Genomic DNA, 16,180 nt, shown 5'->3' on the forward strand with positions numbered 1-16,180 from the left:
AGAAGATCGAACTCCCGCAGATCTACTTCGCCCACCAGCGCGAGGTGTTCCAGCGCGGTGGCATGTGGCTGACCGCCGGTGACTGGGGCGGCCCCAAGGACGGCGAGAGCGTCGAGAAGCGCCTGGTGCGCTACCGCACGGTGGGCGACATGTCCTGCACCGGTGCCGTGGACTCCGACGCCACCACGCTGGACGCGGTGATCGCCGAGATCGCCGCCTCCCGGTTCACCGAGCGGGGCGCGACCCGCGCGGACGACAAGCTGTCCGAGGCCGCGATGGAAGACCGCAAGCGCGAGGGGTACTTCTAAGCTCCGCGCCCCTGAAGAAGGCCGCAGGCCTTCCTTCAGGGGCGCGGGGCTGTATCGATTTGCGGCTCCGCCGCGATGGGGGTCCCCCCGCTCTGGGGGTCCCCCCGCTCTGGGGGTCCCCCCAGGCCCTTAAGGCACTGGGGGAGAATTCGAGAGTGGGGGAGCGACCAGCCACAACCAACCCGCACTCGCCGACGAATTCGCCCCCCACCCCCGAAGGCGCATGTTGGGGGAGCTCAACTCCCCAACGTAAGCCGCGGCTTCGGCGCATCCGTGCGCCCCGTCTGCGGGCGCCGGCTGCCCGCCCGGTACGGCCCGGGCCAGCTGACGCCCGCCCCCGTGTAGCCCTGCTCAGACGCAGCGTGCAGCGTCCAGTGCGGGTCGTACAGGTGGGGGCGGGCCAGGGCGCACAGGTCCGTACGCCCCGCCAGGATCAGGGAGTTGACGTCGTCCCAGGAGGAGATGGCGCCCACTGCGATCACCGGGATCCCCGTCTCGTTGCGGATCCGGTCCGCGTACGGGGTCTGGTAGGAGCGGCCGTACTCCGGCTGCTCCTCCGCGACCACCTGGCCCGTCGAGACGTCGATCGCGTCGGCGCCGTGTGCGGCGAAGGCGCGGGCGATGGTGACGGCGTCGTCCGCGGTGGTGCCGCCGTCGGCCCAGTCGGTGGCCGAGATGCGTACGGTCATCGGGCGGTCCTCGGGCCATACGGCACGTACGGCGTCGAAGACTTCCAGCGGGAAGCGCAAACGGTTCTTCAGAGAACCGCCGTAGGCGTCCGTGCGGCGGTTGGTCAGCGGGGAGAGGAAGCCGGAGAGCAAGTAGCCGTGGGCGCAGTGGAGTTCGAGCAGGTCGAAGCCGCAGTGGGCGGCACATCGGGCGGCTGACGTGAACTGCTCGCGTACATCGGCCATTTGAGTCTGGGTCAGCTCGCTCGGCGTCTGGTTCTCCGGCCTGTACGGAAGCGGGGACGCGGCCACGAGCGGCCAGTTGCCCTCCTCCAGTGGTTCGTCGATGCCCTCCCACATCAGCTTGGTGGAGCCCTTGCGGCCCGAGTGGCCGAGCTGTACGCCGATCGCCGCACCCGGTGCCTGTGCGTGCACGAAGTCGGTGATCCGCCGCCAGGAATCGCCCTGTCGGGAGGTGTAGAGGCCGGCGCAGCCCGGCGTGATCCGGCCCTCCGGGCTCACACACACCATCTCCGTCATCACCAGCCCGGCGCCGCCGAGCGCCCGCGCGCCCAGGTGGACGAGGTGGAAGTCGCCGGGTACGCCGTCCACGGCCGAGTACATGTCCATCGGTGAGACCACGACCCGGTTGCGCAGGGTCAGTCCGCGCAGCCGGAACGGCGTGAACATCGGCGGCGTACCGGGCAGGCAGCCGAACTCGCGCTCCACGCTCTCGGTGAAACGCGCGTCGCGCAGCCGGAGGTTGTCGTGCGTGACCCGGCGGCTGCGGGTGAGCAGGTTGAACGCGAACTGCCGGGCGGGCTGGTCGAGATAGAGCCCCAGGTTCTCGAACCACTCCAGGCTGGCGCGTGCCGCCCGCTGCGTGGAGGCGACGACCGGGCGCCGTTCCTCCTCGTACGCGGTCAACGCGGCGTCGAGCGAGGGCTGTTCCTCCAGGCAGGCGGCAAGGGCGAGCGCGTCCTCGACGGCGAGCTTCGTACCGGAGCCGATGGAGAAGTGCGCGGTGTGTGCGGCATCGCCGAGCAGGACCACGTTCTGGTGGGACCAGCGCTCGTTGACGACGGTACGGAACGCCGTCCACGCCGACTTGTTGGATCTGAGCGCCCGTCCGCCGAGCGCGTCCGCGAAGATCTTGGCGCACCGTTCGACGGACTCCTCGACGTCCGCCTCCGCGAACCCGGCCGCCTCCCACACCTCTTCGCGCATCTCGACGATGACGGTCGAGGCGTCGGCCGCATAGGGGTATCCGTGCAGCTGCATCACCCCGTGCTCGGTCTCCGCGATCTCGAAGCGGAACGCCTCGAACGGGAAGTCGGCGGCGAGCCAGATGTAGCGGCACCGGTGGGTGGCCACCCGCGGCCGGAACACCTGCGCGTACGCCTCGCGCGTGGTGCTGTGCACTCCGTCCGCCGCGACCACGAGGTCGTACGACTCCGAAAGCCGCGCCACGTCCGGCGCCTGCGTACGAAAGTGCAGCTCGACACCGAGCGAACGGCACCGCTCGTGCAGGATCTCCAGCAGCCTGCGCCGCCCGAGCGCCGCGAAGCCATGCCCTCCGGAGGTGTGGCGGGTGTTCCGGTGGACGATGTCGATGTCGTCCCACCGCACGAACTCGTCCCGCAACGCCTCGTACACGATGGGGTCGGCGTGCTCGATGCCCCCGAGCGTCTCGTCGGAGAGCACGACGCCGAAGCCGAAGGTGTCGTCGGGGGCGTTGCGCTCCCAGACGGTGATGTCACGGGCAGGATCGAGCCGCTTGAGGAGGGCGGCGGCGTAGAGCCCACCGGGGCCACCGCCGATCACCGCCACCCGCATCGCGCTCACGGTCACCGCCCCCGCCACTTCGGGGGCCGTTTCTCCGTGAACGCCGCGTGGAACTCGGCATAGTCCTCGCCGTTCATCAGCAGGGCCTGGGTCGAGGCGTCCAGCTCCACCGAGGCGGACAGGGGCATGTCCAGTTCGGCGGTGAGGAGGGCCTTCGTCTGGGCGTATGCGAGGGCGGGGCCCTGGGCGAGGCGGTGGGCCAGGGCCTGGGCGGCCTCGTCGGCGTGGCCTTCCTCGGTCAGTTCGCTGATGAGGCCGATGCGCTCGGCTTCGGGTGCGCGTACCGGCTCGCCCAGCATCAGCAGGCGGGTCGCGTGGCCGAGACCGACGACGCGGGGCAGCAGATAGGCGGCGCCCATGTCGCCGCCGGACAGGCCGACGCGGGTGAAGAGGAAGGCGAAGCGGGCGCTCGGGTCGGCCACCCGGAAGTCCGCGGCCAGGGCGAGGACCGCGCCCGCGCCGGCCGCGACGCCGTGCACCGCCGCGATCACGGGGAAGGGGCATTCGCGTACGGCCCGGACGACCTGCCCGGTCATGCGGTTGAAGTCGAGCAGCTGGGACGTGTCCATCGACAGCGTGGCCCCGATGATCTCGTCGACGTCACCGCCGGAGCAGAAGCCACGGCCCTCGCCGGCCAGCACAAGGGCGCGTACGGACTTCTCGCGGGACAGCTCGGCGAGCAGGTCGCGCAGATCGGCGTAGGCACCGAAGGTGAGGGCGTTCAGCTTCTCGGGGCGGGCCAGGGTGACGGTGGCGACCCCGTCGACGTATTCGCAGCGCAGGTGCTGCCAGTCGGGCGTGCGGGTCGCGGAGCCGGTGAAGGGACTCATGAGGTGCGGCCTCCTCGGGAGGGGCGGCGGGCGGCACTGCCGGGCGCTACCCATGAATCTATCACTCATCTTTGACTGTCGTCAGGAGTGCGCGATAAGACCGAGGCGACGCGACGTCAGTATGCGAGCTTCGCCACATGAACCGGCATGAAGTGCGATACGTGAGCTTTGATACGCCACTATCGCCACGAGACGTGACCTCGACACAGCAGTCACGGAGTCACGGGTGCGCGACAGCGCCGTAACGGCGGGAGTTCCGGCGCGAGCCGGACCGTTGACCTGGGTACAGCCCGTACAGCCCGTACAGCCCATGCAGCACGACAGAAGAACAAAACGAACAGAAAGGCCCCGCCGGGCATTCGGCCCGACATCGCAGTATCCTTCTTATTGTTGAAAGCAGGAGTACCTGCTCCATGAACGGACCCGCCTTGCACGAGCCCTCAGCCCCAGCCTCCTGGCGCGTCGCGCTGCCGCACTCCGCCGCCGCCGTGCCCGTCGCCCGCGCACTGGTCCGTACCGCCCTGGCCGAGATCGAGCACCCCGCCGACTGCGACACGGCCGAGCTGCTCACCGCCGAACTAGTGGCCAACGCCGTGGAGCACACCAAGGGGGAGGACCCCATAGAGCTGGTCGTGCAGCTGCTGCCGACCGGCTGCCAGGTCGAGGTGCACGATCCCGACCCGTCCCCGCCCGGCAGCCTCACCCGCCCCGGCCCGGACAACAACCCGGACCCCTGGCAGGAGCACGGCCGCGGCCTGCTGCTGATCCGCGCCCTCAGCTCGTCCTGCGGGCACCGGGCGACCGAGTCCGGCAAGGCGGTCTGGTTCAGGCTGCCTGCGGTGCCACAGCAGCGCAGACCCAGCGAGTGATCGAGTGATGACGTAGGGCTCAGGCGAGCGTCGCCACCAGGACCGCCTTGATCGTGTGCAGCCGGTTCTCCGCCTCGTCGAAGACGACCGAGTGCGCCGACTCGAAGACCTCGTCGGTGACCTCGAGGGAGTCCAGGCCATGCCGCTCGTGGATCTCGCGCCCGACCTTCGTACCCAGGTCGTGGAAGGCGGGCAGGCAGTGCAGGAACTTGACGTCCGCGTTGCCGGTGGCACGCAGGACGTCCATCGTCACCGCGTACGGACCGAGGGCGGCGATCCGCTCGTCCCAGACCTCCTTGGGCTCCCCCATGGACACCCAGACGTCGGTGGCGATGAAGTCGACGTCCGCGACGCCCTCGGCGACGGTCTCGGTGAAGGTGATACGGGCGCCACTGGTCTCACTGATCCTGAGCGCCTCGGCGATGACCTCCTTGGCGGGCCAGTAGGCCTGCGGGGCCACGATGCGGACGTCCATCCCGAGGAGCGCGCCCGTGATCAGGTACGAGTTGCCCATGTTGAAGCGGGCGTCGCCCAGGTACGCGAAGGCGATCTCGTCCAGGGGCCGGTCCGTGTGCTCGGTCATCGTGAGCACGTCGGCGAGCATCTGCGTGGGGTGCCAGGCGTCGGTGAGGCCGTTGTAGACGGGCACGCCGGCGTACGCGGCCAGCTCCTCGACGTTCGCCTGACTGTCGCCGCGGTACTGGATCGCGTCGTACATCCGGCCGAGCACCCGCGCGGTGTCCTTCACGGACTCCTTGTGCCCTATCTGGGAGCCGGACGGATCGAGATACGTGGTCGCCACCCCCTGATCCGCGGCCGCGACCTCGAACGCGCAGCGGGTGCGCGTCGAGGTCTTCTCGAAGATCAACGCGAGGTTCTTCCCGCGCAGGTACTGGGTCTCGGTCCCGGCCTTCTTGGCGGCCTTCAGCTCGGCGGCAAGCTCGATCAGACCGCGGAACTCCTGCGCCGTGAAGTCCAGCTCCTTCAGGAAGTGGCGGCCGGCGAGGGCGGTCGGGACTGTCGCCATGGGGCGCTCCAGACATGCGGGGACTCAGATAGCCGGAAGTCTATACGAGACTTCGCATTTCTATGCGACACGGTGTGGATGCACCCCCTTAGGGGCGCGGGGAACTGCGCGACCAGCCACAGACGGCCCGCAGTTCCCCATTCCGCTCAACCGACGGAGTCCCTCTGCACCGGACAGCTCATACAGCGTGGGCCGCCCCGCCCTCTCCCCAGTTCGCTCCCCGGGATCTCGATCACCTCAATACCCTGCTTGCGCAGATGGGTGTTCGTGGTCGAGTTCCGCTCGTAGGCGACCACGACACCCGGCTCGACCGCGAGGACGTTGCAGCCGTCGTCCCACTGTTCGCGCTCGGCCGCGTGCACGTCCTGCGTGGCGGTCAGTACGCGGATCTCGCTCAGCCCGAGGGCCGCGGCGATCGCGCGGTGCATGTGCTCCGGCGGGTGGTCGGTGACCTTGAGCTCCTTGTCGTCCACGCCCGGTTCGATGGTGTACGAGCGGAGCATGCCGAGTCCCGCGTACTGCGTGAAGATGTCGCCGTCGACCATCGTCATCACCGTGTCGAGGTGCATCAAAGCCCGTCTCTTGGGCATGTCGAGCGCCACGATCGTGGTCGCCGACCCGGCGGCGAACAGCTTGTGCGCGAGCATCTCCACGGCCTGCGGTGTCGTCCGCTCGCTCATGCCGATGAGCACGGCGCCGTTGCCGATGACCAGCACGTCGCCGCCCTCGATGGTGGAGGGGTAGTCCGCCTGCCCTTCCGACCAGATGTTGAAGGCCTCCTTCGCGAACAGCGGGTGATGCCGGTAGATCGCCTCGAAGTGCACGGTCTCGCGCTGGCGGGCGGGCCAGCGCATGGCGTTGATGGAGACCCCGTCGTATATCCAGGCGGAGGTGTCCCGGGTGAACAGATGGTTGGGCAGCGGGCGGAGCAGGAAGTCGTCGAGCTCCATGACGTGGAAGCGCACGGACGTCGGCTCCGCGTGCGCGTCCAGGAACTCCCGCTTGGTCATGCCGCCGACCAGGGCCTCGGCCAGCTCGCCCGCCGGCATGGCGTCGAAGGCCTCCCGGATGTGGTCCGTGGCGAGCGGCCCGTACTCCTTCTCGTCGAAGACCCGGTCCAGTACGAGCTCCCGGGCGGCCGGGAGCCCCAGCACATCGGTGAGCAGGTCGCCGAAAAGATGGACGGTGACCCCACGGTCACGCAGCACGTCCGCGAACCCGTCGTGCTCCGCTCGCGCCCGGCGCACCCACAGCACGTCGTCGAAGAGCAGGGCGTCCTTGTTACTGGGGGTGAGCCTTTTGAGCTCAAGATCAGGCCGGTGCAGGATGACGCGGCGGAGCCGCCCGGCCTCGGAGTCGACTTGGAATCCCATGCCTCCATCTTGACCACCGGGGGCCGTGTTCACCCCACCGCTTACCCTCTTCCTTTTTCGTCACCTTGACGACAAGCGTGATTCCTGGTTACCGTCTCCATGACGAAAAGAGGGGGCTTCATGGCCGACATCACCCGGCGCCTCGGCTGGCGCCATCTGCGCGGCGCACCCACGGCGCACATCCGCCATCACCGCGGCGGAAAACTGCTGCACGACGGCCCCGGGCTCAGCTTCTGGTTCCGGGCGCTGACCGCCGCGCTCTCCGAAGTCCCGGTCGACGACCGGGAGTTGGCGATGACCTTCCATGCCCGTACGTCCGACTTCCAGGACGTGGCCGTCCAGGCGACCGTCACCTACCGGATCAGCGACCCGGCGATGGCCGCCGCGCGCCTGGACTTCTCCATCGACCCGGACACCGGCGCGTGGCGGGGCACACCGCTGGAGCAGTTGGGGACGCTCCTTACGGAGACGGCGCAGCAGCACGCGCTGGACGTGCTGGCCCGTACGCCGCTGTCGGCGGCGCTGGTCGACGGAGTGACGGCGGTGCGGGAGCGGATCGCGGCGGGCCTGGGCGGGGAGCCCCGGCTCCCGGCGACCGGCATCGAGGTGGTCGCCGTACGCGTCATCGCGCTGCGCCCGGAACCGGAGGTGGAGCGAGCGCTGCGCACGCCGGCCCGCGAGCAGATCCAGCAGGAGGCGGACCGGGCGACCTACGAGCGGCGGGCGGTGGCCGTCGAGCGGGAGCGCGCGATCGCCGAGAACGAACTGGACAGCCAGATCGAACTCGCCCGCCGCGAGGAGCAGTTGGTGGACCAGCGAGGGACGAACGCACGGCGCGAAGCCGAGGAGCATGCGGCGGCCGACGCGGTCAGGGCCGAGGCGGAGGCCACCCGGTCCGTACGGCTGGCCCGGGCCGAGGCCGAGGGAGCGCGCGAGGTCGGTGAGGCACGGGCGCAGGCACAGGCGGCCTGGCTGCGGGTGCACGCGGAGGTGGACGTGACGACGCTGCACGCCCTCACCGGGACACGACTGGCGGAGAACCTGCCGCGGATCGACAGCGTGACGGTGTCGCCGGACGTGCTGACGGGCTTGCTCGCCAGGCTCGGTACGCAGGAGCGGGCGTGAGCCTCGCTCCCCGGATCGTCCTCGTCCACCGCGTCACGGAGTACGAGGAGTTGGTGGCCCGGCACGGCACGCACGGCCAGGCCGCGTTCTTCCTCTCCTCCCGTGGCCGGGACATCCAGGAGATCGCCGAACGCCACCGCCGGACGCGACAGGCGCTGACGGAGGTGACCTCGGCCATCCCCCTGACCTGGCGTCAGACCCGCGTGGAACGAACCGACCTGGACCGCTTCCTGTTCGCCCCCGAGGACGTCGTGGTCGTGGTCGGACAGGACGGGCTGGTGGCGAACGTCGCCAAGTACCTCGCCGGGCAGCCGGTGGTCGGCATCGACACCGACCCCCGCCGCAATCCGGGCGTCCTGGTGCGCCATCGCCCCGAGGACGCGGGCAAGTTGTTCGCGTTCACGCAATCCGGAAGGAGCGACTTCGACGAACTCACCATGGTCGAGGCCGTCGCCGACGACACACAGCGGCTCGTGGCGCTGAACGAGATCTACCTGGGTGCCGCCGGCCACCAGACGGCCCGATACCGCCTGGGCCTCGAGGACGACGGGGGTGTCGTCGAGGCCCAGGCCTCCTCCGGGGTGATCGTCGGCACCGGGACCGGGGCGACCGGATGGATCCGGTCCGTGTGGCAGGAACGGGGCACGCGGCTGCGGTTGCCCGACCCCACCGAGGAACGGCTGCTGTGGTTCGTGCGGGAGGCCTGGCCGTCCCCGGCCACCGGTACGTCACTGGTGGCCGGGGAACTCGCCGCCGCGACCAGTCTCCGCCTCACCGTCGAGTCCGAGCGGCTGGTCGCCTTCGGGGACGGGATGGAGACGGACGCGGTCGAGCTGACCTGGGGGCAGACGGTCCGGGTGGGCGTGCGCCGGGAGCGGCTGCGGCTGGTCTGCTGACCTGACCGTCACAGCCGCGGGTCCACCGGCTCCGACTCCAGCGCCAGCACCCCGAACACCGCCTCGTGCACCCGCCACAGCGGCTCGCCCTCCGCCAGGCGGTCCAGGGCCTCCAGACCCAGCGCGTACTCACGGATCGCCAGCGAGCGCTTGTGGTTGAGGAAGCGGCCCCGGAGGCGGTCGAGGTTCTCCGGGCGCGTGTACTCCGGGCCGTAGATGACCCGGAGGTACTCGCGGCCCCGGCACTTGATGCCGGGCTGGACCAGCCGACCCTCACCTCCCCCACTCTCGGCTTCGCTCGAGCGGGGGGACCCCCACCGCACCACGGCATTCACCGGCTTGACGACCATGCCCTCGCCGCCGCGCCCTGTCATCTCCAGCCACCAGTCGACACCGGCCCGCACCGAGTCCGGGTCAGCCGTGTCGACGAACAGCCGTCGCGTGGTCTGCAGCAGCCCGGACGCGTCGCTCGACACGAAGCGGTCGATCAGCGCGAGCTGTTCGTCGTGCGGCAGCGCGGCCAGGCTCCGCCCCTGCACGGCGAGGATCTGGAAGGGCGCGAGCCGCACACCTTCCAGACCGGACGTGGTCCAGCAGTACCGCCGGTACGCCTCGGTGAACGCGGCGGCGTCCGCGGCCCGTTCCCGCTGCTTCACCAGCAGGTCCTGTACGTCGACACCCCGCGCCGCCGCCCCTTCGAGCGCGGCGACCGCACCCGGGAACACGGCCCCGGAAGCGGCCCCGACAGCGGCGTACTGACTACGCAGCAGCCCGGACGCCTTGAGCGACCACGGCATCAACTCCGCGTCCAGCAGCACCCAGTCGGTGGCCAGCTCCTCCCACAGCCCGGCCTCGGTGACGGCGCTGCGCACCCGCCCGAGGATCTCCTCGGTGACCGCGGGGTCATCGAAGAAGGGGCGCCCGGTGCGGGTGTAGAGCGAGCCGGTCGGCCCGTCCACCCCGAAGCGCTCACGCGCCGCATCCGCGTCCCGGCACACCAGCGCCACCGCCCGCGAGCCCATGTGCTTCTCCTCGCACACGACCCGCGCGACACCGTCCGCCGCGTACTGGGCGAAGGCCTCGGCCGGGTGCTCCAAGTAGCCCTCCACACGCGAGGTCGCCGTCGGCGCCATCGTCGGCGGCAGGTACGGCAGCAGCCGCGGGTCCACGGCGAAACGGCTCATGACCTCGAGGGCCGCCGCCGCGTTCTCCTCGCGGACCGACACCCGGCCCGCGTGGCGGGTCTCCACGACCCGACGCCCGTGCACGTCCGCGAGGTCCAGCGGCCGCCCGTCGTGACCGCCGGGTGCCTCGGTCCGCAGCGGCTTCGTCGGCTCGTACCAGACCCGCTCGGCCGGTACGTCGACGAGCTCGCGCTCCGGCCAGCGCAGTGCGGTCAGCTTGCCGCCGAAGACGGCGCCGGTGTCCAGGCAGATGGTGTTGTTCAGCCAGGTCGCGGTGGGCACGGGAGTGTGGCCGTACACGACCGCCGCGCGGCCCCGGTACTCCTCCGCCCACGGGTAGCGCACCGGCAGCCCGAACTCGTCCGTCTCGCCGGTGGTGTCGCCGTACAGCGCGTGCGAGCGCACCCTGCCCGACGTACGGCCGTGGTACTTCTCGGGCAGACCGGCGTGGCAGACGACGAGCCGACCGCCGTCGAGCACGTAGTGGCTGACGAGCCCGTCGATGAACTCCCGTACCTGCTTCTTGAACTCCTCGCTCTGCCCCTCCATCTGCTCGATCGTCTCGGCGAGCCCGTGCGTGTGCTGGACCTTGCGGCCCTTGAGGTGACGCCCGTACTTGTTCTCGTGGTTGCCGGGCACGCACAGCGCGTCGCCCGACGCGACCATGGACATCACACGGCGCAGCACGCCCGGGGAGTCGGGGCCGCGGTCGACGAGGTCGCCGACGAACACGGCCGTACGGCCCTCGGGGTGGACTCCGTCCACGTAGCCCAACTTGCCGAGCAGCAACTCCAGTTCGGAGCCGCAGCCGTGGATGTCGCCGATGATGTCGAACGGGCCGGTGAGGTGGGTCAGGTCGTTGAACCGCTTCTCGGTGCGGATCTCCGCGCTCTCGATCTCCTCCACTCCGCGCAGGATGTGCACCTTGCGGAAGCCCTCGCGCTCCAAGTGCCGCAGGGAGCGCCGCAGTTCGCGGATGTGCCGCTGGATGACGCGACGTGGCATGCCGGCCCGGTCCTCGCGCGCGGCGTTGCGCTCGGCGCACACCTCCTCCGGTACGTCGAGCACGATCGCGATGGGCAACACGTCGTACTTCTTGGCCAGTTCGACCAGCTGCTTGCGGCTCTCCTGCTGCACGCTGGTCGCGTCGACCACGGTGCGCCGGCCCGCCGCGAGCCGCTTGCCCGCGATGTAGTGGAGTACGTCGAAGGCGTCCCCGCTGGCGCTCTGGTCGTTCTCGTCGTCGGCGACGAGGCCGCGGCAGAAGTCGGACGAGATCACCTCGGTCGGCTTGAAGTGCCGGCGGGCGAAGGTGGACTTGCCCGAGCCGGAGGCGCCGATGAGCACGACGAGGGAGAGGTCGGTGACGGGCAGAGTACGACCCTTGGTGTCATTGCTGGTCATGCGGCCTTCTCCTCCTTCGCTGCTTTCGTCGTGAATATCGTGAAGACGGCCATCTGAGTCGGCGGACCCACCTCGGGGTCCTCTGGTCCGACGGGCACGAACTCCACGTCGTATCCGTGCCGTTCGGCCACCGCCCGCGCCCAGGTACGGAACTCCTCGCGCGTCCACTCGAAGCGGTGGTCGCCGTGCCGGACATGTCCGGCCGGGAGGGTCTCCCAGCGGACGTTGTACTCGACGTTCGGCGTCGTCACGAGGACGGTCCTCGGGCGGGCGGAGCCGAACACGGCGTACTCCAGGGCGGACAGCCGCGGCAGGTCGACGTGCTCGATGACCTCGCTGAGCACGGCGGCGTCGTACCCCTTGAGCCGAGTGTCGGTGTACGCGAGCGAGCCCTGCATGAGCTTCACCCGCTCGGCCCGCCGCTCCCCCATCCGCTCCAGCTTGAGCCGCCGCGAGGCGATGGTGAGCGCGCGCATCGACACATCGACACCGACGATCTCGGTGAACCGGATGTCCTTCAGCAGCTCCTGCACCAACTGGCCCTGTCCGCAGCCGAGATCGAGCACCCGCCCGGCCCCGGCGGCCCGCAGCGCCTCGACGATCGCGTCCCGCCGCCGCACGGCGAGCGGTACCGGCTTCTCGTCCGTGTCCTGCGTCTCGTCGATGGCGTTGTCGATCTCCTCGACGTCGCTGTCGTCCGCCTCCGCCAGCCGGACGAGTTCCAGTCGCTCCATGGCCTGCCGCGTCAGCGACCAACGGCGGGACAGATAGCGGCTGGTGATCAGCTTGTGCTCCGGGTGCTCCGGCAGCCAGCCCTCGCCGGCCCGCAGCAGCTTGTCGACCTCGTCGGTCGCGACCCAGTAGTGCTTGGCGTCGTCGAGGACGGGGAGGAGGACGTACAGGTGCCGCAGGGCTTCGGCCAGCCGCAGTTCGCCTTCGAGTACGAGGCTTACGTAGCGGGACTCGCCCCACTCCGGGAACTCGGCGTCCAGCGCGACGGGTTCCGCCGTCACCGTCCAGCCGAGCGGTTCGAAGAGATTGCGGACGAGCTCGGCGCCGCCTCGGGCGGGCAGTGCGGGCACTTCGATGCGCAACGGCCTTGCCTGCTCCGGGAGTTCGGGCCTGGCGTGGCACGTTCCCTTCATCGCGCTGGAGAACACGCTGCTCAGCGCCACGGCGAGCAGTGACGAGGCGGCGTACGGCCGGTCGTTGACGTACTGCGCGAGCGCGGCGTCCGGCGCTCCCCCACGCCCCTTGCCCTTGCCGCGCCGCACCAGCGCCACCGCGTCGACCTCCAGCAGCAGCGCGGCCGTGCAGCGCTCGGGGCTCGCCTCGGGGTAGAGGACGTGCGCCTTGCCGTAGGAGGTGGAGAACGCCTGCGCCTTGTCGGGGTGCTTGTGCAGCAGGAAACCGAGGTCGGTCGCCGGGCGCTCTGGGGTGCCGTTGGTACTGATCGTCAGGAACACGGTGGTCTGCCTCGAAACGTCTTTCAGAACCGCTTCTGAACTGCGGAAATCGGGGGCGCCGCCGTCCGGCACCGTGCACAACGTACAGCGAACCTCTCCGGAGAAGTCAGGCATTTTCCGTCTTCCGCGTACGGCAGGTGAGCGGCTCTCGGACTGCACGCGGACGGTTTCCGGGCCGTACGAGCAGGGCTTCCGCGCCGTACGCGGACGGCTTCCGGGCCCTTCCGGGCCGATCGGACTGGACGTCTGGCCGATCGGCCCGGGCCCTTGGCCGGTCGGCCGACGCGACGGCGTGCGGTGTCCGTCTAGCGTCGGTCTCGTCCGGCCACCACAGCCCGAGGGGAACGTTCAATGCACCAGCGACCGACGACCGGAGCACACGCCGACGCCACGGCCATGGCCGTACTGGCCGGAGCGCCCACGGAGTTCGAGCTCGACGTCATGGATCTGCTCGTAAAGGCACTGCGCGAGGCCGTCAAGCTCGAGTCACCGGCTGTGGGCACCGAACACCTGCTGTCCGCACTCGTGATGGGGGAGACGGAGGCCGGTTCGGCGATCGCCCCCGGGATACGGAAGGCCGGCTCGCTCAGCGGCCTGGTCTCGGGCCGGGCCGGGAGCGGTGGAGCGGGTTGGGCGAACGACGACGGGGACGGCGGCACACCGGTCGAGGCCACCGACGAGGACGAGGCCGAGGTCACCGCCACCTGGCGCGAGGCACAGTGGCGCCTCGGGCTCGAGACCGGCGCATCACGTGGCTCGCACAAGACGAAGGGACCGGCCGGGGAGAGCGGCCGGCCTCTGCCCGTGATGACCGACGCGACGCGGATGTGCCTGCTGCTCGCGCTCAGGTCGGCCCGCACCGAAGGGACGGTCGCGGTGCGCTGCCGGCACGTGGCGCGGGCCCTGCTGAACCTGCCGGCGAGCCGGGCCCGGGAGGCACTGGTCGTGGAGAGGCTGGACCTGGCCGCCGCGGCCACGGCACTCGACGCACTGGACGCGAGGGCCTCGGCGGAGACCGAGGGACCGGAATCGCGTGGCGTCCTGCTTCTCCGCCGGGCCGGCACGCTGGGCAAGAGCGGCAACCGCCTGTCCCGCGCGATAACGTCGTGGACCTCAGGGGCGTCCGTCTACGGCTCACCGGTGATGTTCGCGGTGACCGGCGAGGCCGCACGGCAAGCGGCACGCTACGGGCGCGGCGAGACGGAGCCCGTGGACCTCCTGCTGGGAATCCTGGCCCTGGACCGGGCCCTGGCCGTTGCCGGACGGTCACTGCCCGAGGATCTGGCATCCGTCAGCACGGCCGCCGAACTGTTGCGCCGGCACGGCGTACGGCACGGGTCCCTGGCCCGTTCGGCGACCATCAGCACAGTGGTCGACTCGGGCGCCCACACACGTCTCTCCGACTCCGCCCAGCAGGCCAAGGCGGCCGCGCAGCTCATCGCCGCCGAGCAGGGTTCGCCCACGGTCGGTACGGCCCACCTGCTGGCCGCGCTGCTCGAAGCACCCGCGGTGGACGCGGAGGCGGGCGACGAGGGCCGCACGGTCGGACGGCTGCTGGCCGCCGAGCACGTGGACATCGCCGCGTTGCGGGCGGAGCTGGGTCCGCGGTCGGGCGCGTGACATCAGGGCGCCGCCGGGCAGCGGCCGTCCCTGCCGCGGCTACCGTTCCCTCCGGCGGATCCGTGGTGCCGGGGCAGAGGTGAGTATGAGTCAAGTGACGGAAGACGAACGGCAGGTGGCCGGGCCTCCGGGGCGCGGACCGCGTGCTGCGGCACGGCGGCTGCGTCGCGAGGCGGCCGAGACCCTGACCGCGATACGCGCCGTACCACGCCGTACGGTCCGCGCGGAGATCCTCGTGTGCGCCCTCACGGCGGCCTTCGGACTGATCCCGCTGCTGCTGGTGCGTCCGGAACGGCCGGTTCTCGCGGTCCTTGAGGCGCTGTGGGCGACGCTGCTCATGGCGGCGCGGCGCGGTCGGCCGGTCGCCGCGGTCCTGTGCACCTCTCCGCTGCTCCTGGGTGTCAACGTGTGGATGCTGCCGGTGGCGCCGATCGTCGTGCTGTCCGCCACCCGTCGTATCGCACCACCTCGGCGGGCCTGGCGGGTCGTCGGTGCGGCCTGCGCCGCGACCGGTGTCCTGACCGTTGCCCTGGACCTGTTCCGGTGGGAGACCCTGCCGACGAAACTGGCCGAGAACGCGATCTCCGCGGTGCTCCTCCTGCTACTCCCGGCCCTGGCCGGCACCCTGCTGGGCCGGCGCCGGCCCCTGGTCGACCTGCTGCGGGAGCGCAACACCTATCTGGAACAGACCCGTACGCTGACCGACGCGGCGGCCCGGATGGAGGAACGGACCCGGATCGCGGGCGAGATGCACGATCTGCTGGGCCACCGGCTGAGCCTGATCTCGGTGCACGCGGGGGCGCTGGAAATGGCCGCCGCGCGGCAGGCACCTCCCCTCGCGGGACAGGCGGAACTGCTGCGCACGACCGCGGGCACTGCCATGGAGGAGCTGCGCGAGATCCTCGGTGTCCTGCGGCACACGGACCTGGCGGACGAGACCGGGAGCGACCGCGGGACGCGTGAGGACATCACCGCTCTGGTGACCCAGTCACAGCAGGCGGACGGCGGCCGGATCGAGTTGGACTGGTCGGTTCCCGACACGGTCGAGGTCGAGGCCCGTACCCGGCAGGCGATCCACCGGGTGGTCCGCGAAGGTCTGACGAACGTGCTGAAACACGCGTCCGGCGCGCCCACCAGGGTGGAGGTCAGGGCCACGGCCGATGGGATCGAGGTGTCCGTCACCAACGCGGTGCCGCTCGTCGCCCGCCGCTCCCACGGAGGAACTCACAGCGGTTTGGCCGGTCTTCAGGAGCGGATCTCGTTGCTCGGCGGCACCTTCGCGGCGGGCCCCCTGACGGACGGCGGCTTCCGCGTGGCGGCGTGGCTGCCGTCCCGGACGAACAGGCCCCTGCCCACTCCTTCGCAGGCTGCCGCGGTGCCGCCCCCTCATGCCCCCTTCCCTCCTTCCCGCACCACCGAGCGGGAAGGGTCCCGCGCCCCGATGTCGGCCGAGGTGCTGACCTGGCCGCGTGTCCTCGGAGCGGGCTGCGCGGCGGCGCTCGTGGTGCTGCCGACGGCGGGTTTCCTCGTCGTACTGCTGATCACGGCGGCCCTAAGATGAGCTG

The 16,180-nt window shown here is 70.7% G+C and carries 11 protein-coding genes and 1 pseudogene; 6 read left to right on the forward strand and 6 right to left on the reverse strand.

Going from position 1 to position 16,180, the window contains the following annotated elements; all coding sequences use genetic code 11:
- Positions 1–308 (forward strand): annotated as a pseudogene (locus IEZ21_RS37865) (sulfate adenylyltransferase subunit CysD); the annotation flags it as partial.
- Positions 309–544: 236 nt separating this feature from the next.
- On the opposite strand, the gene IEZ21_RS37870 reads toward IEZ21_RS37865, so the two are convergent.
- Together IEZ21_RS37870 and IEZ21_RS37875 are read right to left on the reverse strand one after the other, a co-directional pair.
- The gene (locus IEZ21_RS37870) at positions 545–2,812 is read right to left on the reverse strand and encodes a bifunctional salicylyl-CoA 5-hydroxylase/oxidoreductase (RefSeq protein ID WP_189326438.1); all 2,268 of its coding nucleotides are present in this window, start codon (positions 2,810–2,812) and stop codon (positions 545–547) included.
- Positions 2,813–2,823: 11 nt separating this feature from the next.
- Positions 2,824–3,651 carry an enoyl-CoA hydratase family protein gene (locus tag IEZ21_RS37875; RefSeq protein WP_189326367.1) on the reverse strand — a complete coding sequence of 276 codons (828 nt, stop codon included), beginning with the start codon at positions 3,649–3,651 and terminating at the stop codon, positions 2,824–2,826.
- A 413-nt stretch (positions 3,652–4,064) separates the two neighbouring features.
- On the opposite strand from IEZ21_RS37875, the gene IEZ21_RS37880 reads away from it, so the two are divergent.
- Positions 4,065–4,520, forward strand: coding sequence for an ATP-binding protein (locus IEZ21_RS37880; RefSeq protein WP_189326368.1), 456 nt, complete (start codon positions 4,065–4,067; stop codon positions 4,518–4,520).
- A gap of 19 nt (positions 4,521–4,539) precedes the next feature.
- On the opposite strand, the gene argF is transcribed toward IEZ21_RS37880, so the two are convergent.
- Entirely contained in the window at positions 4,540–5,547 is a 1,008-nt protein-coding gene (gene argF, locus IEZ21_RS37885) for an ornithine carbamoyltransferase (RefSeq protein ID WP_189326369.1), read from the reverse strand.
- A gap of 146 nt (positions 5,548–5,693) precedes the next feature.
- Positions 5,694–6,920: an arginine deiminase gene (locus IEZ21_RS37890; protein WP_189326370.1), complete on the reverse strand. Its 1,227-nt coding sequence runs from the start codon at positions 6,918–6,920 to the stop codon at positions 5,694–5,696.
- Positions 6,921–7,040: 120 nt separating this feature from the next.
- On the opposite strand from IEZ21_RS37890, the gene IEZ21_RS37895 reads away from it, so the two are divergent.
- Both IEZ21_RS37895 and IEZ21_RS37900 read left to right on the forward strand, forming a co-directional pair.
- On the forward strand, positions 7,041–8,045 hold the full coding sequence (locus tag IEZ21_RS37895; protein ID WP_189326371.1) for an SPFH domain-containing protein: 1,005 nt from the start codon (positions 7,041–7,043) through the stop codon (positions 8,043–8,045).
- The gene (locus tag IEZ21_RS37900; protein ID WP_189326372.1) at positions 8,042–8,941 is read left to right on the forward strand and encodes an NAD(+)/NADH kinase; all 900 of its coding nucleotides are present in this window, start codon (positions 8,042–8,044) and stop codon (positions 8,939–8,941) included. The genes IEZ21_RS37895 and IEZ21_RS37900 overlap by 4 nt, the downstream gene beginning before the upstream one ends.
- A gap of 8 nt (positions 8,942–8,949) precedes the next feature.
- Here IEZ21_RS37900 and IEZ21_RS37905 read toward each other — a convergent pair whose 3' ends face one another.
- Together IEZ21_RS37905 and IEZ21_RS37910 are read right to left on the reverse strand one after the other, a co-directional pair.
- On the reverse strand, positions 8,950–11,529 hold the full coding sequence (locus IEZ21_RS37905; protein ID WP_189326373.1) for a polynucleotide kinase-phosphatase: 2,580 nt from the start codon (positions 11,527–11,529) through the stop codon (positions 8,950–8,952).
- Entirely contained in the window at positions 11,526–12,995 is a 1,470-nt protein-coding gene (locus IEZ21_RS37910) for a 3' terminal RNA ribose 2'-O-methyltransferase Hen1 (protein ID WP_189326374.1), read from the reverse strand. The genes IEZ21_RS37905 and IEZ21_RS37910 overlap by 4 nt, the downstream gene beginning before the upstream one ends.
- A 351-nt stretch (positions 12,996–13,346) precedes the next feature.
- Here IEZ21_RS37910 and IEZ21_RS37915 point away from each other — a divergent pair, with 351 nt between their 5' ends.
- On the forward strand, positions 13,347–14,615 hold the full coding sequence (locus tag IEZ21_RS37915; RefSeq protein WP_246568563.1) for a Clp protease N-terminal domain-containing protein: 1,269 nt from the start codon (positions 13,347–13,349) through the stop codon (positions 14,613–14,615).
- 94 nt (positions 14,616–14,709) lie between these two features.
- Positions 14,710–16,176 carry a sensor histidine kinase gene (locus IEZ21_RS37920; protein ID WP_246568565.1) on the forward strand — a complete coding sequence of 489 codons (1,467 nt, stop codon included), beginning with the start codon at positions 14,710–14,712 and terminating at the stop codon, positions 16,174–16,176.
- Positions 16,177–16,180 lie beyond the last annotated feature (4 nt).

It is taken from the genome of Streptomyces flaveus (assembly GCF_014647675.1).
GTDB classification, from domain to species: domain Bacteria; phylum Actinomycetota; class Actinomycetes; order Streptomycetales; family Streptomycetaceae; genus Streptomyces; species Streptomyces flaveus.